This window comes from Bradyrhizobium sp. BR 1432, from assembly GCF_051547705.1.
Classification (GTDB): domain Bacteria; phylum Pseudomonadota; class Alphaproteobacteria; order Rhizobiales; family Xanthobacteraceae; genus Bradyrhizobium; species Bradyrhizobium zhanjiangense.
This window is the reverse complement of sequence record NZ_JBPUGF010000003.1, coordinates 2961320-2988278: the sequence shown is the minus strand read 5'-3', so window position 1 is coordinate 2988278 and position 26959 is coordinate 2961320. Positions and strand designations below refer to the sequence as shown.

Sequence of the window (26959 nt, the reverse complement as noted above, 5' to 3'; positions counted from 1 at the left end):
GTCACTTCGCCTTAGCGCTTTCCTTGGCGCTTTCCTTGGCGCTTTCCTTCGGCTTCGGCTGGCTGTCCCGGATCAGGCGGTCGAGATGCATGCGGATATGGGCGGCTTCCGCGGAGGTGTTGGCGAGCGCGATGGCGCGGTCGAAGGCGATGCGGGCCTCGTCGTTGCGACCGAGCTGCATCAGGAAGGCGCCGCGCACGCCGTAGAAATGGAAGTAGTTGGCAAGCTTCGGCGCCAGCGGCTCGATCAGCTCGAGTGCGGCCTGCGGTCCGCGCACCTTGGAGACCGCGACCGCGCGGTTGAGCGTCACCACCGGCGAGGGCTGCACCAGTTCGAGCGCGCCGTAGAGCAAGTCGATCTGCGTCCAGTCGGTCTCCTCCGGCGCCGATGCGCGCGCATGCAGCGCGGCGATCGCGGCCTGGATCTGATAGGGCCCGCTGCGGCGGTGGCGCATCGCCTTGTCGATCAGGGCGAGGCCCTCCGCGATCATGGTGCCGTTCCAGAGCGAACGGTCCTGGTCCTCCAGCAGGATCAGCGACCCGTCCGCGGCAAAGCGCGCGGCGCTGCGCGCATGTTGCAACAGGATCAGCGCCGTCAGGCCCATGATCTCCGGCTCGCTCTGGAACAGCCGCAGCAGCAGCCGCGCCAGGCGGATCGCTTCCTCGCACAGCGGCTTGCGAAGCTCCGCGGTATCGCCACTCGCCGAATAGCCTTCGTTGAAGATCAGGTAGATCATCGCCGCGACGCCGGCTAGCCGCTCGGAACGCTCGACCGCGCCGGGCGCTTCGAAGGGTACTCCGGCCTCAGCGACCTTCGCCTTGGCGCGGGTGATGCGCTGCTCCATCGCGGCTTCCGAGACCAGAAAGGCGCGCGCGATCTGCTTCACCGTGAGGCCGGAGACGATGCGCAGCGCCAGCGCGATCTGCTGCGTCGCCGGCAGCTGCGGATGGCAGCAGATGAACATCAGCCGCAAGATATCGTCGCGATAATGCGAGCCGTCGAGCCGCTCGGCAAGCGCGCCTTCGGCGTCGTCGAGATCGGAGATCGCCTGGTCGTCCTCGGGCAGCGGCTGCTGCTTACGGACGCGGCGGACCTCGTCGATCGCGACGTTGCGGCCGACCATGATCAGCCAGGCCGCGGGATCGCGCGGCGGACCGTTCTGCGGCCAGGTTTTCAGCGCGCGCAGGCAGGCGTTCTGAAAAGCCTCTTCGGCGGTGTCGAGATCGCGGAAATAACGCAGCAGCGCGCCGACCGCCTGGGGGCGCGCCGAGGTCAGCGCTGTCTCAATCCAGGCGGTGTCGGCCTCGCTCACGTCAGATTTCCTCCGGGCCTGAACACGCCGACAGGACGCACCTCATAGGCGCCGCCGGGATTGGCGGCTCCGAGTTCGCGCGCGACGTCGAGCGCGTCGTCGAGGTTCTTGCAGTCGACGATATAGAAGCCGAGCAGCTGCTCCTTGGTCTCCGCATAGGGGCCGTCGAGCACCAGCGGCGGGTCTTCCTTGCGCAGCGTCGCCGCCGCGGTGGTCGGCAACAGCCGCGCCACCGGCCCGAGCCGGCCCTGTTTGGTGAGCTTCTCCTGCACCACGGCGAGCTTCTTCATCACGGCCTCGTCCTGGTCCTTGCTCCAGGAGCCGACGAAGTCCTCATCGTGATAGCAAAGAATGGCATAAAGCATGGGCGACACTTTCCTCGTCTGTTCTAAAGACGCGCCAATATGCCCCGCCCCGACAGGGCTGCGGAAAAAATTTGCAAGAAAAATCCGGCAGATCGTGCCAAGGAGGGCCTTCTCAAGCGGAACTCGACGAGGCACTTCGAATGACCAAAGGCACACTGGCCGTCCTGATCAACAGCACGCAGCAGAACTGGCTGCCGGAGCGCTGGAAGGCCCGGTTCGACGCGGTCTGCGGCGGCCGGCGCGTGGTGCTGCTGCCCGATTCCGCCCTTGATCCGGCCGAGGTGCACTATGCCGCCGTGTGGAAACCGGTGCCGGGCGATCTCGGTGCGTTCCCCAATCTGCGTGCGATCTTCAATCTCGGCGCCGGCGTCGACGCGCTGATGGCCGACAAGAGCCTGCCCGATGTGCCGCTGGTGCGCGTCGCCGTGCCCGACCTGACCAACCGCATGACCGAATATGTCGTGCTGCATGTGCTGATGCACCATCGCCAGGAGCTCTATTTGCGCCAGTGCCAGCGCGAGAAGCGCTGGGAGCCAACATATCAATGGCCGGCGAGCGCGATCACCGTTGGCGTCATGGGGCTCGGCACGCTGGGCACTGATGCGACCGATGTGCTGCGCCGGCTCGGCTTCCGCGTTACCGGCTGGAGCCGCAGCCCGCGCACGATCGAGGGCGTCAAATGCTTCCATGGCACGGACGGAATCGACGCATTCCTGCGCGCGACCGACATCCTGGTCTGCCTGTTGCCGCTGACCCCGGACACGCATGGCATCCTCAATCGCGACGTTTTCACCAAGCTCAACCGCAACAGCCCGCTCGGCGCGCCGGTGCTGATCAATGCCGGCCGCGGCGGCTTGCAAAACGAAGCCGACATCCTGGCCTGCCTCGACGACGGCACACTCGGCGCCGTCTCGCTCGACGTCTTCGTGCAGGAGCCGCAGCCGGCAAACAGCCGGTTCTGGACCCATCCCAAGGTGCTGCTGACCCCGCACAACGCAGCCGACACCGACGCGGACGCGATCTCGGCCTACGTCGCCGAGCAGATCGCGCGGCTCGAAGCGGGCGGCGTGCTGGAGAACGTGGTGGATCGGGCCAGGGGGTATTGAGGCCTCGCCTGGTTGGAAGAGGCACGACTGCGCCTCACTTTCGATGTCGTCCTGGCGAAAGCCAGGACCCATTACCACAGGGAGAAGTTGCGGCGCGAAGTCGTAATCGGAGTCTTCGCCAAACCACTTCCTGGGGTAATGGGTCCTGGATCTGCGCTCCGCCCTGGACAACGCTACGCGTTGCCAAGAGCTGCGCTTGTCCAGGACGACAGCTTTGTTGGGCTCGTCGCCCCGCCCCTCCCCACCAGCATCCCCGTTCACCCTCTCTTAGCGAGAAGTTGATAGACGTTGTTAATCAACGCTCAACGAATGGGTCGAACATGCGAGCGAACCTCGGCCTCAGGATGCGGATCACGGTTGCGCTGGCGGTGACGGCGGCGGCGACTGCCCTGTTTGCAGTGCTCGGGGCGATGTGGATCATCGCCGGGATCATCGACCGGGCCGACCAGCGCGAGCTGCGCAGCCATTACGATGCGCTGCAATCGCGCATCGCCGAGGAATCGCATCGCGCCGCCGCGATGAGCGCCGTAGTCGCGTCGATGCCGGCGACGCAAGAGGCCATGGCGAAGCAGGATCGCGAGGCGCTGGAGCGCCTGTTCGGACCGGTCTTTGCCGCGACCAAGTCGGACTACGGCGTCGATCAGTTCCAGTTCCATGTGGCGCCGGCGACCTCGTTCCTGCGCGTGCACCAGCCGGCGAAATTCGGCGACGACCTCTCCGGCTTTCGCAGGACGGTCGTCGTCGCCAACCAGGACCGCAAGGTCGTCGTCGGTCTCGAGGGCGGTGTGGCCGGACTCGGCATCCGCGGCGTGGTGCCGATCGCGCAAGCCGGCAGGCATCTCGGCACGGTCGAATTCGGCCTGACCTTCGGCCAACCTTTCTTCGACGACTTCAAGGCCAACCGCCATGTCGACGTCGCCTTCCATCTCGCCGACGGTTCAAGCTTCAAGCTGTTCGGTGGCACGCTGAAGGGCAAGAGTTTCTTCGATGCGGCCGATTACGGCCGCGCCACCGGCGGCGACTTCACGGTGCGGCAGGCCAAGCTCGACGCGACGCCGGTCGCCGCGTTGCTCGGACCGATCAAGGATTTTTCCGGCAAACCGCTCGGCGCGGTCGAGCTGGTGATGGACAATGCCGACTACGAGGCCTCGGCCGACCGCGCCTGGATGGTCGCAATCGGGATCGCCGCGCTCGGGCTCGTGCTGGCCGCGATAGTGGGCTATCTCATCGCCCGCAGCATTTCGCGCCCGATCATCTCCATCACGAGCGTGATGCGCGAGCTCGCAGATGGCCGGCTCGACGTCGCCATTCCCGCCAGCAAGGCGAATGACGAGGTCGGCGCAATGGTGAAGGCCGTCGCGGTGTTCCGCGACAATGCGGTGAGCTTTAGCAAACTCCAGGCCGAGCAGCTCGAGGCCAAGGCGCAGTCCGAAGCGGAGAAGCGGCGCGCCTTCGCCGCACTCGCCGACAATTTCGAAGCCAGCATCCGCGACGTCGTCACCACGGTGTCCTCGGCCGCGGTCGAGATGGAGCACACCGCGCGCTCGATGTCCGAGATCGTCGAGCAGTCGCGGCAACAGACCCGCACCGTGTCTTCGGCCTCGGCGCTGGCCTCGGAGAACGTCCAGACGGTAGCGGCCGCCGCGGAAGAACTGTCCTCGTCCATGACCGAGATCAGCCGCCGCCTCGCCCATGCGACCGAGGTCGTCGGCAAGGCTGCGAGCGACGGGCAGCGGTCGAATGCGCGCGTGCAGAGCCTTGCCGACGCCGCGCAAAAGATCGGCGACGTCGTCTCCTTCATCAGCGGCATTGCGGGACAGACCAATCTGCTCGCGCTGAACGCGACGATCGAGGCGGCGCGCGCGGGCGAAGCCGGCCGCGGCTTTGCCGTGGTCGCCTCCGAGGTGAAAGCGCTGGCGACCCAGACCGCAAAGGCGACGGAGGAGATCGGCGCGCAGGTGACGGCGGTACAGGGAGAGACCAACGGTGCTGTCGACGGCATCCAGTCGATCTGTGCGACGATCCGCGAGGTCGACGAAATCTCGGCCGCGATTGCGGCAGCCGTCGGTCAGCAAGGCACGGCGACGCAAGAGATCGCGCAGAACGTCCAGCAGGCCGCGGCCCGCACCGGCGAGGTCTCGCAAAACATCTCCGGCGTCACCGCCGGCATCGCGGCGACCGGCACTGCTGCCGAGGAAGTGCTGGGATCGGCGATCGAGCTGTCAAAACAGTCGCAGCGGCTGCGGGACGAAGTGGACCGCTTCCTCGCGCATATCCGCGCGGCGTAGCTGCGGCTGCAAATTGGATGTCGTCCTGGCGAAAGCCAGGACCCATTACCCCAGGGAGAAGCTGCGGCACGACGTTCTAACCCCGAGCTTTCGCCAAATTGCATTCGGTGGCTATGGGTCCTGGCTTTCGCCAGGACGACGTCGGGGAAATAGCTCGCGCTACAAATTCGGTGTCGTCCCGGCGGAGGCCCTAGGGCATGCACATATCTGGTGCGGCGGATTGACTCGGATCGGCCTGGGAGGATTCCAGAATCAGAGTTCTGTGTGATTCGTATTGCGGCACTCCATGATTTGGACGGGGTGCCGCGATGTTGTCACGGATTGACTGGACGCTGGGCCGGTTCGGGGATCGTCGTCTCGATAAAGGGGGGCGGCGTTCGTCGAACGCATGGTTGTGGGCAAAACTGTCTGCCTTCGGCAGCTCTCCAGGGGGAACCGCGCGCTGGAAGTGCGGTTCAACCGCTTTCTTGGCCATGACAAGGTGACGGTGGAGCGGATCATCGAAAGCTGGAGCGAAAGCACGGTCGCTGCGGTAGAGGGCCGCCACGTGCTGGCCATCCAGGACACCAGCGAGATCCACTTCAACACCACACCGCAACGCCGGCGCGGGCTCGGAGAAATCGGCAAAGGCAATAACCACGGCGTGCTGCTGCATCCGCTGCTGGCTGTGGATGCCGATGACGGCAACTGTCTTGGACTTTTGAGCGGGCAGATATGGACGCGCACAGGTCGCCGCACGACCTCGCACGACGATCGGGAGTTATCGGACAAGGAATCGCAGCGCTGGATATCCACTGCCATGGCGGCCAAGCCGCTCCTCACCAAGGCCACAGCGGTGACGGTGCTGGGTGACCGCGAGAGCGATATTTTTGCCCTTTATGCCAGCTCGGCCGAGCAACACTTCCACGTCATCGCGCGCAGCATGCATGATCGCAAGCTTGCCGACCGCAGCGGCTTGTATGAGGTCAGCGATGCCATGGCCGCGGTGGATCGGCGTGCGATCCAATTGCCTGCGCGCGCCGCGCGGCCCGCCCGCCTGGCTCACCTCGAACTTCGCTTTGGCGCAATCGAGCTCGCCCGCCCACAGAGTAAGTTCCTGCGCCATCTGCCGGAAAGCTTGCCATTGGCGGTGGTCGATGTGCGCGAGATCAATGCCGAAACCGGGGTAGAGCCGCTGCACTGGCGGCTTCTCACCTCTCACGAGGTTACCGGCATCGAGGACGCCTGGCGCATCGTCCAATGGTACAAGCAACGCTGGATCATCGAGCAGTTCTTCCGCATCCTGAAGACACAAGGCTTCAAGCTCGAAGACAGCCAGATCGGAACCGCCGATCGCCTTCTCAAGCTGGTCGCGATTGCCGCTAAGGCGGCCGTCATCACAATCCAACTTCTGCAGGCCCGCAATGGCAGTCGCCAACCCATTCTCGCTGCCTTCGACAACGGCCAAATTAACGTGCTCACCGCCCTCAACCGTCAACTCGAAGCCGGGAGCAAGCGATTAAAGAACCCACATCCGCCCGATAGCCTCGCTTGGGCCGCCTGGATCATTGGTCGCCTCGGCGGCTGGGACGGCTACCCATCGTCCAAGCCGCCGGGCCCGATCACCTTCAAGAACGGCCTCGAATACTTCCACGCCGTCGCAGCAGGATGGAGCCTCAGAGATATGTGCATGCCCTAGGGCGGAGGCCGGGACCCATACCGCGTGATTCATCGATTGTGCGCGGTGAGAGTAGACTCGTCATCAAGAGTCTTCGCCGAACCACTGCCTGTGGTTATGGGTCCCGGCCTGCGCCGGGACGACAGCTAGGGTTTAGGCCCCACCATCACGTCGATCGCGCCGCTGACGATCGCCTCCAGCTCCTTGCGCGGGACGCGGGCGCGGGAACGGATGGCGATCGTGTGCACGGTGGCGGATGCGACCTGCGCCAGCACCGACGGGTCGGCGCTATCAGGCAGTTCGCCCTTCTCCTTGGCGCGGCGGAAGCAATTGGCAAAGGCCTTGTCGAGTTCGGTGAGACCTTCGAGCACCATGGCGCGGATCTCAGGATCACTCACCGCCTCGGAGGCCGCAGTCACCACCGTGAAGCAGCCCCGCGGACCAGTGTCACCCGAGAGATAGATGTTCAGCGCGGAGGCAAAGATGCGCTCCAGCCGCTGGCGCACCGGCATCTCCTGGCGAAAGATCTCCACCATCGATGCGCGCGCTTCCTCCCGGTAGCGCTGGTAGCTCTTGATGTAGAGCTCGCGCTTGTCGCCGAAGGCGCCATAGAGGCTCGGGCGGTTCATGCCGGTGGCTTCGCTGAGATCGTCGAGCGAGGTCGCGGCAAAGCCCTGCTTGCGGAACAGGTCGAGCGCCCTGCCGAGCGCGACATCGGGCTCATAGGCACGCGGCCGGCCACGGCGCTTGGGTCCATTGGCAGCAGCTGGCGGTTTCGATTTTTGTACCATTTCGCAAAATAATCCTTGACCGACCCCATATTATGCAAGACAGTACAAAAATCAATCTGGCCAGGTTGAGCGACACCCAGAAGGAATTGCCCAAGGAGGCTACAGATGGATCTCTATTTCTCGCCGCTCGCCTGCTCGATGGCGACCCGCGTGGCGCTGTATGAAGTTGGCGCCGAAGCGAACTATCTCGAAGTCGATCCGCCGACGAAGACAGTGCTGAGTGACGGCTCCGACTTCCGCAGCGTGAACCCGATTGGCCTCGTGCCGACGCTGCGCACCGACGAGGGCGTGGTGCTGACCGAGAACGCCGCGATCCTGCAATATGTCGCCGACCGTTTTCCGCAATCCGGCCTCGGCGCCGCCGCAGGCATCGAGCGCACGCGGCTGCATCAATGGCTCTGCTTCATCGGCACCGAGCTGCACAAGGCCCTGTTCGTCCCCGTGCTCGACCGCAAGGCGCCGCAGGAGGCCAAGGCCTATGCGCTGGAGAAGAACCTGTCGCGGCTCGACTACCTCGACAATCATCTCAAGGGACGCGAATTCCTGCTCGACCATTTCAGCGTCGCCGACGCCTATCTCGTCACGGTCATCAACTGGACCATGGCGACGCCGCCGATCGAGCTCGCGAAATGGCCGAACCTGAAGGCCTATTACGAGCGCCTGCGCCAGCGGCCCTCGATCGCGAAGGCGATCGCGGAGGAGTTCGAGCTGTACAAGGCCGAGCAGGCGCGGAAGAAGGCGGCGGCGTAAGCCTGAAGCATCGAAATGCCGTCCCGGCCGCTCAGCCGGGACGGCGCAAATCTATCCGTACAGCACCCGCGGCAGGATCGTGACGATGCCGGGCCACAATGTGAGCAGCAGCACGAAGCCGATCATGATCATGAGATACGGCATCGTCACGCGCGCGATGTAGCCGAGGCCGTCTTCGGTCAGGCCCTGGATCACGAATAGATTGAAGCCGACCGGCGGGGTAATCTGCGCCATCTCGACGGCGAGCACCAGGAAGACGCCGAACCAGACCTCGTCGAAGCCCGCCGCCTTGACGATCGGCAGCACGATCGGCAGCGTCATCACGATCATCGAGAAGCCGTCGAGGAAGCAGCCGAGGACGAGATAGAAGACGACCAGCGCCACGATCAGCATGAAAGGCGACAGGCCAAGCCCCTTGACGAAGGCCGCCACCGCCTGCGGGATGCCGAGGAAGGCCGCCGCGTTGCCGAGGATCGAGGCGCCGAGCACGATCAGTGCGATCATCGAGCAGGTCACGACCGAGCCGATCAGCACGTCCCGCATCACTTGCTGCGACATCGCTCCTTGCGCCCAGGCGACCAGCGCCGCGCCGAGCACGCCGACAGCCGCGGCCTCCGACGGGGTCGCGAGCCCGCCATACATCGAGCCGAGCACGCAGGCGATCAGGAACAGCGCCGGCGCGAGGTCCTTCAGCGCCGCGAAGCGCTCGCTCCACGGTACCTGCGAGAGCTTTGCTTCCGTTTCCGGCACCATGGTGCCGTTGAGGCTGGTGTGCAGCATCACCCAGGCCATGAAGGTGGCGGCCAGCAGCAGGCCGGGCAACACGCCCGCCGTGAACAGCTTCAGGATCGAGACGTCGCCGAGCACGCCATAGATGATCATGATGTTGGACGGCGGAATCAAAAAGCCGAGCGTGCCGGCACCGGCGAGCGAGCCGATCGCGATGTCGCGGGAATAGCCGCGGCGCAGCAGCTCGTTCAGCGACATGCGGCCGATCACCTGCGTGGTCGCGGCCGACGAGCCCGAGATCGCCGCGAAAATGGTGCAGCCGATCACGTTCACATGCAGCAGGCGGCCGGGCAAAAGCCCGGCCCAGGGCGCGAGCCCCTGAAACAGCGAGCGCGACAGGCGGGTGCGAAACAGCAGCTCGCCCATCAGGATGAAGAGCGGCAACGCCAGCAGCTCCTGCGTGGTCAGGATGTTCCAGGCATATTGCGGCAACAGCTTGTCGAGCGGGATCGAGCGGAACATCGCGAGCAGCAGCGTCGCGGTGAGCGCCAGCGTCAGGCCGATCCAGACGCCGCAAGCCAGCAGCGCGAACAGGATCGCAAACAGGGCGACGACTTCGATGGTCATGGGATCCGCTGTCCGGGGATTGGCGCGTGGGCGATCATTCGACGGGCGAGGCCTTCATGCGGTGATCCTCCAGCGGCAGGCCGAGCATGGCCTGGATCGCACGCGCCAGGAACTGAAGCGTCAGCAGCAGCATGCCAAAGGTGACGACGGCTTGCGGAAACCACAGCGGCGTATCGCTCGAGGTCGAGACCTGGCCGCGCACATAGGCGCCGAAGGCGAACTTTGCCATCGCCGAGGTCAGGAACGCCATGAAGGCGAAGCCGGCCGCCGCCGACAGGATCTCGAGTGCACGCTGCACCAAGGCCGGCGCGTTCTTGAGCAGCAGCAAGACACGGATGTGACCGCCGACACGCAACGTCATGGCGGCGCCGAAGGTGAAGGACGCCGCCATCAGATAGGACGAGTATTCCCAGGCGATCGAGATCGACGGCGGGAAGAATGAAAAGAAGTTCGAGAGGAAGCGCGTTGCGACCTCGCACAGCATCAGCAGCGTCAGCATCAACAAGCAGCCGCCGCCGATCCAGCCGTCGAGCCGGCCGAGGCGGTCGATGCAGTCGAGCAGGATGCGCAGCGGCGCCGGCGCCGCTGCATTGAGACTCTGCGGAGCTTCGGGCGAGACGCTCACCACGACGTCACCCTCAGCCACGCTTCATTTCGGCGAGATAGGCCCGCACCGGCTTGTCGGCTGCCGGCACGCGCTTGAGGAACGCATCGAGCTGCGGGGCGGTCTTGCTGCGGATGGCCGTCATCATCGCGTCCGAGACCGGCACCACCTCCATGCCGCCCTCTTTGAGACGGTTGAGGCTGTCAACGTCGGCCTTGAGCGAATTGGCCCAGAATGCCGGCTCCATCTTCGCCGCGACATCCGCAACGAGCTTCTGTTGATCACTGGAGAGCGCCTTCCAGGAATTGAGATTGACGGTGAGCATCTGCGACGACCAGACGTGGTTGGTCGGGTAGATGTATTTCAGGAATTCCCAGAATTTTCCGTCGACCCCCGAGACCGCCGAGGTGGAAACGCCCGAGACCGCACCCGATGCCAGCGCGGGAATCGTCTCGCCCAGGGAATCATCACCGGCGCCATGCCGACCACGGCCAGCATGTCGACGGCGTTCTTGTCGGGCACGCGGATCTTGATGTTCTTCAGGCCCTCGACGTCGGCGACCTTGACCTTGAGGTGCAGATATTGCGTCGGCCACGGCACGATGTAGAGAATCTTCTGGTTGTTACGAGCGGCGACCTTCTCGTATTCGGGCCGCACATATTTGTGCAGCACCTTCAGTTCGTCCATCGAGCCGCACAGGAAGGGAATGCTCTCGACGCCCATGAAGGGCTCGTCGCCGACCTGCTGGATGTTGAGGACGTCAGCGAGCGGCACCAGGCCGTCGCGCACGGCGCGCAGATGCTCGGGGCCCTTGAAGCCGAGCTGGCCGCCGGCCTTCACGGTGATCGCGACCAAGCCGCTACTCTGCTTCTTCACCTCTTCCGCGAAGGCAAAAGCGTTCTGGGTGTGGAAATTGCCGTCGGGCCAGACCGTCGACATGTCCCAGTTCACGCTCGCCGCCCGCGCGCGGGTGGAGATGTGGCCGGCCGCCAGCAGCGTCGCTGCACCCGCGGTGAAATTCCTTCGCGTGATCATTGCTCCCCTCCGTTTACCAAGCGTACTGACGCGTCACCGCGCGTAGCCATAAACTGCAACTGCATTGTCCGAGGACACGAAACCACTCTCGACGTCGTCCTTGACCGCCGCGCGCTCGCGCTTGCCGGGATCGCCAATGCCGGCGCCGCCCGGCGTCAGCACCACCAGCCGGTCGTCCGGCGGCACCTGCTGAAAGCCTTTTCCACGCAGCTTCTTGCCGGATTTGAGGCCGACATAGCCGGCCTCGCCGTCCCGGCCGCCATCGCGCCCGCGCGGCGGATGATCGATGCGATCAAACGCCGCCAGGATGTCGAACGGCGCATCGACGCCGCTGCCGACCTCGATGATCTGACCGAGCCCGCCGCGGGTGCGCCCTGCCCCGCCGGAATCCGGACGCAGCTCCTTGCGCCAGAAGATCAAAGGCGTCTGCGTCTCTGCGATCTCGACCGGCGTGCCGCGCACGCCGCTGGGATAAGCGGTGGCCGACAGGCCGTCCTTGCCGAAGCGCGCACCGGTGCCGCCATTGGAGGTCACCGCCATCGAGAACCCGTAATTGCCGCCGGCGCCGCTTCGCGTCTGTCCGCGGACATTGAGATTCCACAGGCACGACGTGCCTTCCGCCGGCACGCGATCGGGAATGATCTGGCGCAAACAGCCGAACACGACGTCGGGCAGCATCTGGCCGATGACGTGACGCGAGGCGACCGGCGCAGGCTTCGGCGCATTGAGGATCGCACCCGCCGGCGCCGACACCGTCAGCGGCGAGAGCGAGCCGGCATTGTTCGGGATGTGCGAGGCGACGACGCAGCCGAGGCCGAACACGGTATAGGCCGTGGTGTAGGACAAGGGCACGTTGATGCCGAAGTTGGAGGCGGCCGAGGTGCCGTCGAAATCGACGTGGATGCCTTCGTCCGAGATCGTCAGCGTCGCTGCGAGCGTCACCGGCGCGTCGTAGCCGTCGACGATCATGGTGTTGCGCCAGCTTCCCTTTGGCAGTTTTGCGACCTCGGCAAGCACGGCCTCGCGCGAGCGGTCGCAGATGTAGTCGCCGAGCTCGTCGAGCGTGTCGATGCCGAACTCGTTCATCATCTCGACCAGGCGCTCGCAGCCGACATCGTTGCAGCCGGCCAGCGAATAGGTGTCGCCTTCGGTGTCGATCGGCAGCCGCGTGTTGGTGCGGATCATCGCCATCAGCGTCTCGTTGACGACGCCCTGGTCGATCAGCTTCAGCATGGGGATGTAGAGCCCCTCCATGAACACGTCGGTAGCATCGGGCCCGAAGCCGATGCCGCCGATGTCCATGAGATGGCTGGTGCAGGAGAACAGCGCGACAGGCTTGCCGTCCTTGAAGCAGGGCGTGGTGACGACGAAGTCGTTGAGGTGGCCGGTGCCCATCCAGGGATCGTTGGTGATGTAGGCATCGCCCTCCTTCATCGTCTCGATCGGAAAATGAGCGATGAAATGCTTGACCGATTCCGCCATCGAGTTGACGTGGCCGGGCGTGCCGGTCACCGCCTGCGCCAGCATCCGGCCCTTGAGGTCGAACACGCCGGCGGAGAGATCGCCGCATTCGCGCACGATTGGACTGAATGCGGTGCGGAGCAGCACCTGCGCCTGCTCCTCGACCACGGCGATCAGCCGGTGCCACATGATCTGGAGATCGATCAGGCTCGCGCCGCTTGCCTTGCTCATGATCAGGCCGCCTTTCGTTCCATGACGATGCTGCCGGCACCGTCGATATGAGCATCAAAACTGGTCGAGACGAAGGTGGAGGTCTCGTCCTCGGCGATTACGGCCGGGCCCGCAATGGTCGCGCCCGGCGTCATGTCTTCGCGGCGATAGAGCGGGATCTCGATCACCTCGCCGGCGCGGCCGTCGAAGAACTTGCGGCTGCCGACTGCCTTTCCGGCGGACTTGCGCGCGACGGCCGCGACCGCGGGTGGATTGCGCGCCTCAGTGGTCGCGAGCACCGACCAGCTCAACACCTCGATCGCGGCACCCGGGATCGGCCGCTCGAACATCGCGGCATAATCCGCCTCGAACTCCTGGCGCAGACCGGCGAGATCGGCGGTCGCCAGCCGCCGGTTCGGCAGCTCGACCGAGATCTCATGGCCCTGACCGACATAGCGCATGAAGGCGGCGCGGCGCTCCCGCACCGGCGCGCCGGCGGCGCCGGGCTCGACCAGCGCGCGCGCTTCGGTCGCCATCTCCTGCAGGAGATCGGAGACCGCTTCGGTGTCGAAATCATCGAGCCGGACGTGACGGCTGCGCACCAGCTCGTAAGCGATGGGCGCCGCCAGGAATCCGACGGCCGATCCGACACCGGCATTCGAGGGCACGATCACCCGGGAGACGCCGATCTTCTCGGCAACGCGCGCCGCATGCAACGGCGCAGCGCCACCGAAGGCGATCAGCGTGTGCTGGCCGACCACGGCACCGCGCTCGACCGCATGCACGCGCGCCGCGCTCGCCATGTTCTCACAGACGACCTCGTGCACGGCATAGGCCGCGGTTTCCGCCGACAGGCCGAGCGGCTCGCCGACGTCGCGCAACAGCGCCTGCTTCGAAAGTTCCGGATCGAGCTTGATCGTGCCCGCCGCAAACGCGTCGGGATCGATCATGCCGAGCGCAACGTCCGCATCCGTCACGGCCGGACGCTGGCCGCCGCGGCCGTAGCAGGCCGGTCCCGGCTCGGACGAGGCGCTCTCGGGACCGACGGTGACACGCTTCATCGCGTCCACATGGGCAATCGAGCCGCCGCCGGCGCCGATCTCGACCATCTCGATCACGGGGATGCGCACCGGCAGGCCGGAGCCTTTGAGGAAGCGCGCGGCACGGTCGACCTCGAACACGCGCGAGGTCTCGGGCTGGTACTTCTCGATGAGACAGATCTTTGCAGTGGTGCCGCCCATGTCGAAGGACAGCACTTTGGTCTCGCCAAGACGCGCCGCAATCTGCGCCGCGAAGATCGCGCCGCCGGCCGGACCGGATTCGACGAGACGCACCGGAAAGCGCCGCGCCGTCTCGATCGAGGTAACGCCGCCGCCGGAGGTGACGAGATAGATGGCGCCGCGGAACTGCTCGACCTGCAAGGCATCGGCCATGCGGGCGAGATAGCCGTCAATCAGCGGTTGCACATAGGCGTTCGCCACCGCGGTGGAGGTGCGCTCATATTCGCGAATTTCCGGACACACTGCCGACGACACCGTCACGGAGATGCCGGGCATCTCCTCGCCCAGGATCGCTGCGGCGCGGCGCTCGTGTTCGGGATTGGCGTAGGAGTGCAGGAAGGCGATCGCGACGCTCTCGACGCCTCGCTCGCGCAATTTTGGCGCGAGTGCGCGCACCGACGCTTCGTCCAGCGGGAGGCGGACGGCGCCGTGCGCGTCGATGCGCTCGGGCACGGTGAAGCGCAGGCTGCGCGGCGCCAGCGGCTTCGGCTTGTCGATGCTGAGGTCATATTGGTCGTAACGGCTCTCGGTGCCGATATCGAGCACGTCGCGAAAGCCGTCCGTCGCGATCAGCGCCGTCTTGGCGCCTCGGCGCTCGATGATGGCGTTGGTGGCGAGCGTGGTGCCGTGAATGAAGACGTCGATGTCGCTGATATGGGCGCGCGCGTCGGCGAGAATGAGGCGCATCCCGTCCAGCACCGCCTGCTCCGGCCGCTGCGGCGTCGTCAGCACCTTGCGCGTCTTGCGCGCCTCGCCCACGTCCAGCACGATGTCGGTGAATGTGCCTCCGATATCGACGGCAAGCCGCACCTCGGCTCCCTCAAGCATTCCAAATTCTCCGCGCTGATCGTCAAGACTGAGGTCGAAAGCGCAGCAATTTCCATGCCATGGACGACGAGGGCAACGCCGCGCCCGGCTATTCTGCTTGGCACCTATGCAATAGGCAAGACGTGTTCGCGGCCGGCGCGATCAGAGCAGGAATGCGAGCGCCGACTCGCAGCGCTCCTCGACCTTCAGCGTCAGGAGATCGTCGGCGCGGGTGCGGCCGAGATTGACCGCCGCGATCGGAATATTGCGCTGCGCAGCAGCCTGGACGAAGCGGAAACCGGAATAGACCATCAGCGAGGAGCCGACGATCAGCATGGCGTCGGCCTGCGCCAGATGATCCTGCGCGGTGGCGACGATGTCGCGGGGACGTTCTCGCCGAAGAACACGACGTCAGGCTTGAGGATGCCGCCACAGGCCTCGCAGACCGGCACTTCGAACGACGAAAAATCCTCGTGGTCCAGATCAGCGTCGCCATCAGGTGCATCGGCGGCATCGAGCGTCAGCCAGGCTGCATTGGCGCGACCAAGTGCGCGCTGAAACTCATCGCGCGGCGTCTTGCCGCCGCAGCCCATGCAGCGGACCAGATCGAGCCGGCCATGCAGGTCGATAACCTGGCGGTGGCCGGCGGACTGATGCAGCCGATCGACGTTCTGGGTGAGCAGCATCCCGCACCGGCCGTTCGCCTCGAGCCGGGCCAGCGCATGATGCGCATCATTCGGCTTCGCCTGGCCGAACCGCCGCCATCCGATCAGACTGCGCGCCCAATAGCGCCGGCGCGTATGCTCGTCCGACATGAAAGCCTGGAAGTTGACCGGCTGGGTCCGCTTCCAATTGCCGTGGCTGTCGCGATAGTCGGGAATGCCCGAATTGGTGCTACAGCCGGCGCCGGTCAGCACGAACAGACGTTCGTGCCGGCCGATGAAATCCTGGAGCGGAGGGTTTGCCCGCGGAGCATTTGTCATGGCGCAGATGTAGTCCGCGCGGGCGGGTTTTGCCAGATCACGATAGTCCGCAGCGCACGGCCGCCCGGATAGGCGGCTATCTCGGGGACCGGCGCCCTGTGCTATCGAGGAGACGAGTTTTCTCTTCTGCTGCAATGCGGGCGGCTTGCTGCAATGTCAGCCGAAATTCGTCCCGCTTCTCGTGCACCGAGGCGATCGCATGCCCGACCGCGACTCCGAGGCCGATCAGTGCGGCTTCGGAAAGTTGCAGGCTTGCCTCGATGGTTTCCGGCACCGCATCGGTTGCGCCGATCGCATAGAGGTGGCGGGCATGATCGGCGTCCCGCGCACGTGAGACGATCAGCACGTCCGGCCGCACTGCGCGAATCCGCTCGACGACGGCATCGATCGCTGCTCGCGACTGAATGGTAATGATCACACCGGTCGTCTGCATCAGGCCGCAGGCTTCGAGAAAGCCCGGTTCTGTCGCATCACCAAAATAGACCTTATGACCATCGCGGCGGTCGCGCGCCACGGCGACTGCTTCGTTATCGATCGCGATGTAGTTTAGGCCGTGGCTGGTCAGCAGCGAGCAGACGACTTTTCCAACGCGGCCGTAGCCGACCACGATGGCCTGCGCCCGGTCGCCGGGCGGCCGAACCGTCAGTTCGGGATCGAGGGTGCGCTCGCTCCCCAGTTTCGCGGCCAATCGTCGTCCGAGCACGCCCAAAAGCGGCGTCAATGCCATCGTCACGGCGGTGATGGCGACGGCAAAGCTCGACGCGCGAGGTTCGATCAGGCCGAGCGCCGCCGCCATCCCGATGCTTACGAAGGCGAATTCGCCGACTGGACCCAGCAGGAAGCCGATCTCGATCGCCGACGGCCACGAGAGCCTGAAGAGGCGGCCCAGGATGATGAGCACGATCGCCTTGCCGGCCAATACGCCGACAACGGCGGCCAGCAGCCAACCAGGCTCGCGCATGAACACGCGGAAGTCGATGGCCATACCGACGGTGAAGAAAAAGATGCCGAGCAGCAGGCCCTTGAATGGATCGACGGTGGCCTCAATGGCCTTGCCGTACTCCGTTTCAGCCAGCATCAGTCCTGCAACGAATGCTCCGAGCGCCATCGACAGGCCGGCTTGGTGCGCGGCAAGGCCTGCGCCGACGATGACGAACAAGGTCGCCGCGACGAAGAGCTCCGTCGAATGGGTGCCCGCAACCATCTGGAACAGCGGACGCATCAGCAGCCGTCCGATCAGAATGAGAAAAGCGACCGCTACTCCGGCCTTCAAGATCGCACTGGAGATGTGCGCCACGACGGAGCCGCCGCTGCCTGCGCCAAGCACCGAGACGAGCACCAGAATGGGAATCACTGCAAGGTCCTGAGCCAACAACACCGAGAAGCTGGCGCGCCCCGCAGTGGTCGCAAGCCGTCTCTCGGTGGACAGAAGCTCGAGCACGATCGCCGTCGAGGACAGCGCAAGGCTCGCGCCGAGGATCACGGCTGTATCGGAATCCTGCCCCGCGAGAAGCGTCGCGCTGAAAATGATCGCGGACGTCGCCAGCACCTGCAGGCCGCCAAGCCCGAACACCAGGCGTCGCATCGTCACGAGCCGCCTGAAAGACAGCTCGAGCCCGATCAGGAACAGCAGGAACACGACGCCGAGATTGGCGATGCCTTCGACGTTCTGCGCGTCCGCCACGGTGAACCAGTACAGGAACGGGAGTTCTCGAACGAGCGAGCCGAAGTCCAAGCGGGCCGAGAATGGCGCCGGCACCGAGATAGCCCAGCACCGGATTGATGCCCCAATGGCGAACAATTGGCACCACCACGCCGGCAGTGCCGAGGACCACCAGCGCGTCACTGTAGGCATTGATGTTTATGGTTGTGGTCACGAGCCCATCATGTGTCGGCGCCTGCCAATAGCGGCAGCGTCGTCCACGGTCGATAGCACACGGCGCCGCAGACCCCTACCCGGCCGCAAACCGCCACTCCTGCGCGGTGCATCGGTGTCCAGGTAGGCCCAGTGAGAAGGCTGGCCTCGCGACCATGATCTAATCGTTGCAACCCGGTCGGGCCGTCGCAGATGCGCACGCTTCCAAGTTGACGTTCAGCTCGCCCAATTGTCCCGGAATTCGGGGAACAGCGTCAGGCCTCCGCAGGCATAGATGGTCTGTCCGGTGATGTAGCTCGCGTCATCCGAGGCGAGGAAGGCGAACACGGCGGCGATCTCTTCGGGGGTGCCGACGCGGCCGAGCGGAATGTGGGAGGTGACGACGCCGCGCTTCTCGGGATCGCCGGTCCAGGCCGCGTTGATCGGCGTATCGATCGCACCGGGACCTACCGCATTGACGCGGATGCCTTGGCCGGCAAATTCGAGCGCCAGCGTTCGCGTCAGGTTGGCCATGCCGCCCTTGCTGATCGAATAAGCGAGATAGCCGGGCTTTGGGATGATCTGGTGGACGCTGGAGCAATTGATGATGCTGCCGCCTCCGCCGCGGGCGACGAAATGCGCGAGCGCCTTCTGGGCGCAAAGCACGGCGCCATTCAGATTGACGTCGATGATGCGGCGATAGGTTTCGACGTCGAGCGCTTCGCTCGGCGATTCCCGCTGGAAGCCGGCATTGTTGACGAGACAGTCGAGGCGCTTCCAACGCGCCAGGATCGTCTCGAACATCGCGACGATGTCCTGCTCGTTGCCGACATCGGCCTTGACGATGATGTGATCGAGCCTGCCGTGGCCACGATCGCCCGATGCCGTCCGCGCCAACGCGAGCGTCTCCTCGGCGCTTTGGGGGTGATCGAAATAATTGATGGCGACGGTCGCGCCTTCCTGGGCGAGCCGGATGGCGACAGCGCGGCCGATGCCTTGTGAAGCGCCGGTCACCAGCGCGTATTGGCCCACGAGGCGCGAGGGAAAGAAGGTTGAGCGATTGGTTTGTGGCATGAGTTCTCTCCGGGATGCCTGATCATCGACGGAACCCGCCCTTTGTTCCATCTCTCAACGCATTGCTGTGATTCATTTGGCGTGGCGGGCGAGCGGCGAGGTCAGGATCTGGTAGAGGATGATGGCACCGAAGGTCGCGGTGCCGATTCCGCCGATTGTGAACGCACCGAATTTGAGCGTGAGATCGCCGGCGCCTGCGGTGAGCGCCACCGCGACGGTCATCAGGTTTGCGGGATTTGCGAAGTCGACCTTGTTCTCGACCCAGATCCGTCCCGCCATCGCCGCGATCAACCCGAACAGCACGATCGAGAGGCCGCCGATGACGGGGCCGGGGATCGACAGGATGAGCGCGCCGAATTTCGGCGAGAAGCCGAGCAGGATCGACACCGTGGCTGCGAACGCGAACAACAAGGTGGAATAGACCTTCGTCGCCGCCATGACGCCGATGTTCTCGGCATAGGTGGTGACGCCGGTGCCGCCGCCGCAGGCCGCCACAATGGTCGCGAGACTGTCGGCAAACAGGGCGCGACCGAGATAGGCATCGAGGCTCCGGCCCGTCATCGCGCCGACGGCCTTGATGTGACCGAGATTCTCGGCGACGAGAATGATCGCAACCGGCGCGATCAGGAAGATTGCATCGGCATGGAAGCTCGGCGCGGTGAAGTTGGGCACGCCGAACCACGGCGCGGCCGAAAGTTGCGCGAAGTCGATCGGCTTGCCGAAACCGAGTCCGTTCGCGAACAGCAGGTACAAAAGATATCCGCCGATGGCACCGACAATGATCGGCAGCCGGCGCCACAGGCTTGGTGCGGCAACGGCGACCACGCCGATGATCAGAACGGTCGCAAGCCCGATCCAGGTGTCGAACGCGCCTCCGCTCACCGCCTTCACAGCCACAGGCGCGAGATTGAGACCGATCGCGGCGACCACGGCGCCGGTGACGGCCGGCGGCAGCAACCTCTCGACCCAGCCGACGCCCGACCACATCACGATCAGAGCAATCAGGCCGTACAGCACTCCGGCTCCGACGATGCCGCCGAGCGCAACTGACAGGTTCGGGTTTGGCCCCTGCCCCGCATAACCGGTGGCAGCGATGACGACGGCGATGAATGCGAAGCTCGAGCCGAGATAGCTCGGCACGCGCCCTGCGACGATGACGAAGAAGATCAGCGTGCCGATGCCGGAGAACAGGACCGCAACATTGGGATCGAACCCCATCAGCAGCGGCGCGATGATCGTTGATCCCGACATTGCGACGCAATGCTGGAGACTGGAGACAATGGTCTGGCTCCAGGACAGCCGCTCCTCCGGCATGATCACGCCCGAGGTCTTCAGTTTCCAACGCGGAAAATAGCCTTGCGTTTGCTCGTCGGAGCCTGTTGCAATCGACATGTTTCCCCCGAGTTGCGATGCAGTGATCGATCTTCGTGCGATCCGACAAAAATGTGATTGTCGCTTCCGCAGCGGCCATCACATGATGCAAATCAAGCAAGATCAATACGTTCCGGGGCCTACAATATGACACAAGTCGCGATCCAGCCAGCCGTCCTCCGCCGGCACCAGCCCTGGTACAAGATCCTCTACGTCCAGGTGCTGATCGCGATCGCGCTCGGCGTGCTCATTGGCTATTTCTATCCCGATCTCGGCAAGGCCTTGAAGCCGCTCGGCGACGGTTTCATTGCGCTGATCAAGATGATGATCGCACCGGTGATCTTCTGCACCGTGGTGCACGGCATCTCCTCGATGGGCGATCTGAAGCGCGTCGGCCGCGTCGGGCTGAAGTCGCTGATCTATTTCGAGACGGTCTCGACCGTCGCGCTCGCGGTCGGTCTGCTCGTCGGCGAGATTCTCCAGCCCGGGCACGGCTTCAACATCGATCCCGCCACGATCGATCCGAATTCGGTGGCGACCTACGTCACCAAGGCCAAGGAAGAGGGCATCGTCGCCCATCTGATGGCGATCATCCCCGACAGCTATCTGGGCGCCATCGCGCGGGGCGATCTGCTTCAGGTGCTGTTGATCTCGATTCTGTCGGGCTTCGCCATCGCTTTCCTCGGCAAGGCCGGCGAGCCCATCGCGGACGCGATCGATAAGGCCGCAAAAATGTTCTTCGGCATCATCCGCATCATCGTGCGCGTGGCGCCGATCGGCGCCTTCGGCGCGATGGCCTTCACCGTCGGCGCCTACGGTCTCGGCTCGCTGCTCAACCTCGCCGCCCTGATCGGCACGTTCTACCTGACCAGCATCCTGTTCGTGCTGATCGTGCTGGGTGCGATCGCCCGGCTCGCCGGCTTCTCGATCCTGCGCTTCATCGCCTACATCAAGGACGAGCTGCTGATCGTGCTCGGTACCTCGTCCTCGGAGACGGTGCTGCCACAGATGATCCAGAAGATGGAGCATCTCGGTGCCTCGCGCTCGGTGGTCGGCCTCGTCATCCCGACCGGTTACAGCTTCAATCTCGACGGCACCAACATCTACATGACGCTGGCGACGCTGTTCCTGGCGCAGGCCACCAACACCCATCTGACCATCTGGCAGGAGCTCGGCATTTTGGGCATCGCCATGATCACCTCGAAGGGTGCGTCGGGCGTCACCGGCGCCGGCTTCATCACGCTCGCCGCGACACTCTCGATCGTGCCTGATATCCCGATCCAGTCGATCGCGATCCTGGTCGGCATCGACAAGTTCATGAGCGAATGCCGTGCGCTGACCAATCTGATCGGCAATGGAGTCGCCTGCGTCGTCATCAGCCTCTCCGAAGGCGAGCTCGACCGCGACGCCCTGCACGAGACCATGGCCCATCCGCTGGAGATCGGCGAGGCGCTGGAACCGGGCGGCAGTGCATAGCACCACGCCCGGTTCCGACGCGGTAGTTTCCCGGAATGGAAAAACGGTGAGATACGCGTCACAACAATGGCGTTGGGATCACCGATTGATAGTCAATCTTTCAGCCCGAACGCGCTGGGGGCAGGGCGTCGGGCTTTTGAAAATCTCCGCCAGGACTAGCCGCTATATCGTGACGTAAGGCGGGATCAGATGATCCCGCCATTGACGCGAAGCGCCTTGCCGGCAAGTTCGAGCCGGCGCGTGATCCCGATCGCCTGCAAGAATGCCTCGTCGTGACTGACGACGAGCAGCGCGCCGTCATAAGCCCTCAGGCCCGCTTCGACCGCTTCGATGGACTCGATGTCGAGATGATTGGTCGGCTCGTCCAGGATCAGCAGGGACGGCGGCTTTGAGCCGCCCAGCACGCAGGCAAGGCCCGCGCGAAACATTTGTCCGCCGCTCAGGCTTCCCACGATCTGCAAGGCAGCATCGGCGCGAAACATGAAACGAGCCAGGGCGGCATGGCACTCGTTCGCACCTGCCGTTGGATTGAGACGGCCGAAATTGTCCAGGATGGAGATCGCGGGATCAAGCAGGCTGACTTTCTGGTCGAACAGCGCGAAGTCGGGCCTGACCCGCACCGCACCCGAGACTGGGCGCAACTCGCCGGCAATGAGTTTCAGCAGCGTTGTCTTGCCGGAGCCGTTCGGCCCGACGACCGCAACGCGCTCCGGCCCGACGATCGCGAGCGAGAGATCGCGCAAGACCGGCTGCTGCGGTCGATAGCCGGCGCTGACGCCGTCGAGCCAAACCACCTCCCTGCTCGCCGGCAGGCCAGTCGCGGGCAGTTTCACCGACAACGGCTGAATTATCTCGACGCGCCGGCGCGCGGTGTCGACGGCCGCGAGCGCCTCCGCGCGCCGCCGCTCGGCGATTTGCGCGGTCTTGCCGCCGCTATCTTCGCTGCGATCCTTGCGCGCGCCGGCCAGGATGCGCGGCATGTCGCCCTTGGCGCGCTTCTTCCTGCCGCCGCTGTCCTTGCGCGCCTTCCGTTCCGTAGCCTCTTGCGCCTTCCCGTCAATTTCGGCGAGACGCTTCTCAGCATCCGCGAGATCGTGCCTAACCGCCGCGAGCTCGACGGCCTTCTGCGCGCGAAAACTGCTCCAATTGCCGCCATATCGGGTTGACCCGAGCGACGTCAGCTCGACGATCGCGTCCATCGTTTCGAGTAAGTTCCGGTCATGGCTGACGACGATCGCGCCGCCGCGCCAGGCAGCGACGAGCGCGGTCACCGCCTCGCGTCCGTCCTGGTCGAGATTGTTGGTGGGCTCGTCCAGCAGCAGGAAGTCGGGCTCAGCGAAGATCAGTGCAGCAAGACGAACCCGCGTGATCTGGCCGCCGGACAGTCGGGACAGCTCAGTCTCGGGAGACGGATCGAACCTGAGGCGCGCCAGCGCGGCCTGAAGCCGCGCTTCGAGCGTCCAGTCGATCGTGGCGATCTCGTCGGCCGAGGCATGCCCGCGCTCGGCACGGCGCAGCAGCTCCAGCGCCGACCGCACGCCAAACAGATCAGCCACGGTCGCGCCCGCGGAGACCTGCACGTCCTGGCGCAGCAGGCCGATACTGCCGTTGACAACAATGCGCCCGGACTGCGGAACATGCTCGCCCAAAATCGATGCAAGCAGCGTTGTTTTCCCGACGCCATTGCGGCCGACGAGACCGGTCCGCTCGGCCGCAAATGTCAGATCGATGTTGGAAAGAAGCGAACGGCCGTCAGGCGTGGACAGCGACAGGTTCGACAGGACGATCGAAGCAGGCATGGAATTCCCCGTGAGCAAGGCGGATGGGCTTTGCGGTCGGGGTAAAATCCATGGCTGCGAAGTTCCTGGTTGAGAACTCTCTAACTAGTGCGGCAGAAGTGCAAGATCAAGCCGCAGTTCGAGGAGACGACAGCGCAGAGAAGCGCTGACGTCCCTATCCATCTGCGCGATCAGCCCTTGAGCGCGGTCACCACCACCTCGATCAGCGCATTGCCGCCGAGGTCGGCGACGCCGACGGTTGCGCGGGTCGGCAGATTGTCGCCGAAGAACTCGGTCCAGGCCGCGTCCATCTCCTTCTTCTTGGAGAGATCCGTGACGAAGATCGAGGCGCTGACCACGCGCGACTTGTCGGTGCCGGCTTCCTTCAGATAGCCGGCGATCTTGCCGAGGATGTTGCGCGTCTGCTCGCCCATCGAGACCGAGGTGTCGTCAGCGATGATGCCGCCGAGGAAAACGAAGCCGTTGGCCTCGACGGCGCGGTGCATGATCGGCGTGCGGATGCTGCGGGTGATGCTCATGATGTCCTCTTGTTCCTAGATCGTGGAAGGATGAAAGCGGTCGATGCCGAGATCACTGACGCGGGTCTGGGTGCCGCCGTTGACGATCAGCTCGGCCATCACGGCGCCGGCGCCGGGACCAAGCTGGAAGCCGTGCAGCGAGAAGCCGAACTGGTGATAGAGGCCCTGGTGACGCGAGCTCGGCCCGAACACGGGGATGTCGTCCTTCATCTTCGCCTCGATGCCGGCCCAGGCCCGCACGATCGTCGCGCTGCGCATCACCGGAAACAGCTCGAACACGGTGCGCGCGCTGATGGCCAGGCTCTTCCAGTCGAGCACCGTCTCGTTGCGGTCCTGGTAGGGCGTTGCCAGATGGCCGCCGCCGATCAGCACGGTGCCGTTGGAGAATTGCTTGAAGGACAATTTGCGGCCGCGCAGGATTACGACGGGATCGATGAAGTGCGGCACGCGCGAGGTGATCATCAGCATCGGCGCGACGGTTTCGACCGGCACGGGCTCGCCGAGCGCAGCGGCGATCTTGCCGGCCCAGGCGCCCGCCGCGTTGACCAGCACCGGTGCGGCATAGGTGTCCGAGCCGACGTCGACATGCCAGAGACCGTCATTCCGCCGGATGTTGCCGGCGGCCTCGCCCTCGCGCACCGTCGCGCCGAGCTGCTCGGCCTTGCGGCGGAACGCGGTCGTCGTCTGCGCCGGATTGGCAGCCCCATCGCGACGCGAGACCACGCCGCCGGGACAGGTCTCGGCGACCGCGGGCACAAGCCGCCGCAGCTCGGCCGCATCGATCAGCTCTTCATGGGTGAAGCCGAGCGCATTGAGCTCGGCCACGCGCGCGCGGCAGACCGCAAGCTCCTCCTCGTTCTCCGCGACGAGCACCTGGCCATGGCTTTCAAAGCTGCAATCGTCGTCGACGAGCTCGGTGATCTTCTCCCAAATCCCCATCGAACGGATCGAGAGCGGAATCTCGGGGATGTGCCGGGCGAGTTGGCGCACGCCGCCGGCGTTGACGCCGGACGCGTGCCGGCCGGCATAATCCTTCTCGATCAGCACCGGCTTCATGCCGGCAAGGCACAGATGCAGCGCGGTCGAGCATCCGTGGATGCCGCCACCGACGACGATCGCATCCACGTTTTTGGTCATCCGCGCACCACCGCCTTGACGTCGGCCTCGCTCTTGGGGACGGCGGCGAGCTCGGCGAGCGTGATCGGCTTCACCGGCGCGCGCAGCCGGTAATAGCCGATCTCCTGCGGCGCCTTCCCGCGCGCCTGCGCCATCAGCTCGGTGACGGTGAGGCCGCAGAGCCGGCCCTGGCACGGCCCCATGCCGGTGCGGCGATAGGCCTTGAGCTGGTTCGGCCCCGTCGCGCCGATCGCGACGAAGTCGAGAACGTCCTTTGCGGTGACTTCCTCGCAGCGGCAGACGATGGTGTCGCCTGCGGGAATGCGGAACTGTTGCGCGGGGCGGAACAGCGTATCGAGGAAGACGCGGCCACGCTCGGCCTTGGCAAGATCGGCACGAAGCGCTGCCATCGATGTGAGCTTCGCGGCAGCCGCTGGCGCCAGCGCTTCCACCGCCGCGCGCGCCGCGATGCGGCCGCGCACCACGGCCGCGTTCGCGCCGCCGATGCCGCCACCGTCGCCGGCGATCGCGATGCCCGCGACCGACGAAGCCCCGTTCGCATCGAGCACCGGCGACCAGCACAATTGCAAATCATCCCAGCGATGCTCGATGCCGGCCGCCATCGCCAGATTGACGTTGGGCACGACGCCCTGATGCAGCAGCAACAGATCGGCAGGAATGGTCTCGCGCTTGCCGCCGGCGACATAGCTCACGCTCGCGAGCTGACCGTCGCCGGACGCAGCAAGCTCGGTGACACCGGAGACGACCTGCACCTTCGCTTTCACCTCACGCATCATCGACAGGCCTTTGGTGAAATAGGGCGAGGTCAGGAAGGCGAAGGCGTGCGGCAGCGCGGCGAAATAATTGCCGCGCTCGGTGGTGTCGAGAATGCGGTCGATCCGACCGCCGAGGCGCAGGATCTGCGCGGCGAGCAGCCAGAGCAACGGCCCCTGCCCTGCGATCACCGTGCGGCCATCAGGCACCAGCGCCGACGATTTCAGCATCGTCTGCGCCGCGCCCGCCGTCATCACGCCCGGCAACGTCCAGCCGGGAATTGGAAACGGCCGCTCCAGCGCGCCGGTCGCGAGGATCACGCGCTGCGCCTTGACGAAGGCAGAGGCGCCACCGATCGAGACAGCAATCTCGAGATTGCGGTCGAGGCTCCAGACGGTCGCACGATGGATGACCTCGGCGCTACTCGCGCACAGCGCCTGCACGAGGTCGGCACCAACCCAATAATCGGCGCCGAGCTGACTACGTTCAGTCACTGGCGTGGAGGAGATGGCGCGAAACACCTGGCCACCGGGGCCGATGTTCTCGTCGAGCAGCAGCGTGGACAGCCCGGCTTCGGCGGATGTCGCAGCGGCCGCGAGGCCGGCGGGACCGGCGCCGATTACCACGACGTCGTAGGCTTCGCGCTTGGGAGCCACAGTCATTTTCCGATCTCCCGCTTGCCCTTCTGGATCTCGACCTGCATGCCCTCGGCGACAGGCACGAGACAGCCCTGCCGGTTGCCGACGCCGTCAATGGTGACGAGGCAATCGAAGCACACTCCCATCATGCAGTAAGGCAGACGCGGCGCGCCGCTGACCGCAGTGGAGCGCCGTGCGTCGCAGCCGGAGGCCAGCAGCGCCGCGGAGACGGTGTCGCCCTGACGTGCCGCGACGGCGACGCCGTCGACGAAGATCTGCACGTTTGGGCGCTTGTCCTGTTCGGATCGTCTAAACATGGGGATGCCTCTTGGC

General features: G+C 65.1%; 20 protein-coding genes and 2 pseudogenes. 5 read left to right on the top strand and 17 right to left on the bottom strand.

The window, feature by feature from the left end; genetic code table 11:
• Position 1 precedes the first annotated feature (1 nt).
• A complete protein-coding gene (locus ACSKB8_RS14195; protein ID WP_438104741.1) occupies positions 2 to 1312 on the bottom strand; it encodes an RNA polymerase sigma factor in 1311 nt (436 codons plus the stop codon).
• Positions 1309 to 1677 (bottom strand): YciI family protein, encoded by a 369-nt coding sequence (locus ACSKB8_RS14190; protein ID WP_024337611.1) that lies wholly within the window; start codon positions 1675 to 1677, stop codon positions 1309 to 1311. The genes ACSKB8_RS14195 and ACSKB8_RS14190 overlap by 4 nt, the downstream gene beginning before the upstream one ends.
• Before the next feature lie 140 nt (positions 1678 to 1817).
• Here ACSKB8_RS14190 and ACSKB8_RS14185 point away from each other — a divergent pair, with 140 nt between their 5' ends.
• From ACSKB8_RS14185 to ACSKB8_RS14175, 3 genes are all read left to right on the top strand, one after another.
• Complete coding sequence (locus tag ACSKB8_RS14185; protein ID WP_438104739.1) at positions 1818 to 2783, top strand: 2-hydroxyacid dehydrogenase; 966 nt, start codon at positions 1818 to 1820, stop codon at positions 2781 to 2783.
• A gap of 320 nt (positions 2784 to 3103) precedes the next feature.
• Complete coding sequence (locus ACSKB8_RS14180; RefSeq protein WP_438104737.1) at positions 3104 to 5071, top strand: cache domain-containing protein; 1968 nt, start codon at positions 3104 to 3106, stop codon at positions 5069 to 5071.
• A gap of 388 nt (positions 5072 to 5459) precedes the next feature.
• The gene (locus tag ACSKB8_RS14175; protein ID WP_438103448.1) at positions 5460 to 6749 is read left to right on the top strand and encodes an IS4 family transposase; all 1290 of its coding nucleotides are present in this window, start codon (positions 5460 to 5462) and stop codon (positions 6747 to 6749) included.
• Between the two features lie 125 nt (positions 6750 to 6874).
• On the opposite strand, the gene ACSKB8_RS14170 is transcribed toward ACSKB8_RS14175, so the two are convergent.
• Positions 6875 to 7519 (bottom strand): TetR/AcrR family transcriptional regulator, encoded by a 645-nt coding sequence (locus tag ACSKB8_RS14170; protein WP_438104735.1) that lies wholly within the window; start codon positions 7517 to 7519, stop codon positions 6875 to 6877.
• Between the two features lie 105 nt (positions 7520 to 7624).
• On the opposite strand from ACSKB8_RS14170, the gene ACSKB8_RS14165 reads away from it, so the two are divergent.
• Complete coding sequence (locus tag ACSKB8_RS14165; protein WP_438104733.1) at positions 7625 to 8269, top strand: glutathione binding-like protein; 645 nt, start codon at positions 7625 to 7627, stop codon at positions 8267 to 8269.
• 51 nt (positions 8270 to 8320) lie between these two features.
• On the opposite strand, the gene ACSKB8_RS14160 is transcribed toward ACSKB8_RS14165, so the two are convergent.
• From ACSKB8_RS14160 to ACSKB8_RS14120, 9 genes and pseudogenes are all read right to left on the bottom strand, one after another.
• Entirely contained in the window at positions 8321 to 9625 is a 1305-nt protein-coding gene (locus tag ACSKB8_RS14160) for a TRAP transporter large permease (RefSeq protein WP_438104732.1), read from the bottom strand.
• Between the two features lie 34 nt (positions 9626 to 9659).
• Positions 9660 to 10253, bottom strand: a complete 594-nt coding sequence (locus ACSKB8_RS14155; RefSeq protein ID WP_438110526.1) for a TRAP transporter small permease subunit — start codon at positions 10251 to 10253, stop codon at positions 9660 to 9662.
• Positions 10254 to 10263: 10 nt separating this feature from the next.
• A pseudogene (locus tag ACSKB8_RS14150) lies at positions 10264 to 11264 on the bottom strand (TRAP transporter substrate-binding protein).
• Positions 11265 to 11297: 33 nt separating this feature from the next.
• Entirely contained in the window at positions 11298 to 12956 is a 1659-nt protein-coding gene (locus ACSKB8_RS14145) for a hydantoinase B/oxoprolinase family protein (protein WP_438104730.1), read from the bottom strand.
• Positions 12957 to 12958: 2 nt separating this feature from the next.
• Complete coding sequence (locus ACSKB8_RS14140) at positions 12959 to 15043, bottom strand: hydantoinase/oxoprolinase family protein (protein WP_438104729.1); 2085 nt, start codon at positions 15041 to 15043, stop codon at positions 12959 to 12961.
• A gap of 141 nt (positions 15044 to 15184) precedes the next feature.
• Positions 15185 to 16005, bottom strand: a pseudogene (locus ACSKB8_RS14135) (NAD-dependent protein deacetylase).
• A 76-nt stretch (positions 16006 to 16081) separates the two neighbouring features.
• Positions 16082 to 17740, bottom strand: a complete 1659-nt coding sequence (locus ACSKB8_RS14130; protein WP_438104727.1) for a cation:proton antiporter domain-containing protein — start codon at positions 17738 to 17740, stop codon at positions 16082 to 16084.
• Positions 17741 to 18097: 357 nt separating this feature from the next.
• Positions 18098 to 18934 carry an SDR family oxidoreductase gene (locus ACSKB8_RS14125; protein WP_370990476.1) on the bottom strand — a complete coding sequence of 279 codons (837 nt, stop codon included), beginning with the start codon at positions 18932 to 18934 and terminating at the stop codon, positions 18098 to 18100.
• Between the two features lie 72 nt (positions 18935 to 19006).
• Positions 19007 to 20326, bottom strand: a complete 1320-nt coding sequence (locus ACSKB8_RS14120) for a solute carrier family 23 protein (protein ID WP_438104726.1) — start codon at positions 20324 to 20326, stop codon at positions 19007 to 19009.
• 126 nt (positions 20327 to 20452) lie between these two features.
• Here ACSKB8_RS14120 and ACSKB8_RS14115 point away from each other — a divergent pair, with 126 nt between their 5' ends.
• The gene (locus ACSKB8_RS14115) at positions 20453 to 21781 is read left to right on the top strand and encodes a dicarboxylate/amino acid:cation symporter (protein ID WP_438104725.1); all 1329 of its coding nucleotides are present in this window, start codon (positions 20453 to 20455) and stop codon (positions 21779 to 21781) included.
• A gap of 185 nt (positions 21782 to 21966) precedes the next feature.
• Here the strand turns inward: ACSKB8_RS14115 and ACSKB8_RS14110 are convergent, their stop codons facing one another.
• The 5 genes from ACSKB8_RS14110 to ACSKB8_RS14090 form a co-directional block, all read right to left on the bottom strand.
• Complete coding sequence (locus ACSKB8_RS14110) at positions 21967 to 23580, bottom strand: ABC-F family ATP-binding cassette domain-containing protein (protein ID WP_438104723.1); 1614 nt, start codon at positions 23578 to 23580, stop codon at positions 21967 to 21969.
• Between the two features lie 170 nt (positions 23581 to 23750).
• Positions 23751 to 24098 carry a RidA family protein gene (locus ACSKB8_RS14105; protein ID WP_438104721.1) on the bottom strand — a complete coding sequence of 116 codons (348 nt, stop codon included), beginning with the start codon at positions 24096 to 24098 and terminating at the stop codon, positions 23751 to 23753.
• A gap of 15 nt (positions 24099 to 24113) precedes the next feature.
• Entirely contained in the window at positions 24114 to 25235 is a 1122-nt protein-coding gene (locus ACSKB8_RS14100) for an NAD(P)/FAD-dependent oxidoreductase (RefSeq protein ID WP_438104720.1), read from the bottom strand.
• Positions 25232 to 26650, bottom strand: coding sequence for an NAD(P)/FAD-dependent oxidoreductase (locus ACSKB8_RS14095; RefSeq protein WP_438104718.1), 1419 nt, complete (start codon positions 26648 to 26650; stop codon positions 25232 to 25234). The genes ACSKB8_RS14100 and ACSKB8_RS14095 overlap by 4 nt, the downstream gene beginning before the upstream one ends.
• Complete coding sequence (locus ACSKB8_RS14090; protein WP_438104716.1) at positions 26647 to 26943, bottom strand: (2Fe-2S)-binding protein; 297 nt, start codon at positions 26941 to 26943, stop codon at positions 26647 to 26649. Before ACSKB8_RS14090 ends, ACSKB8_RS14095 begins: the two co-directional genes overlap by 4 nt.
• Positions 26944 to 26959: the final 16 nt, after the last annotated feature.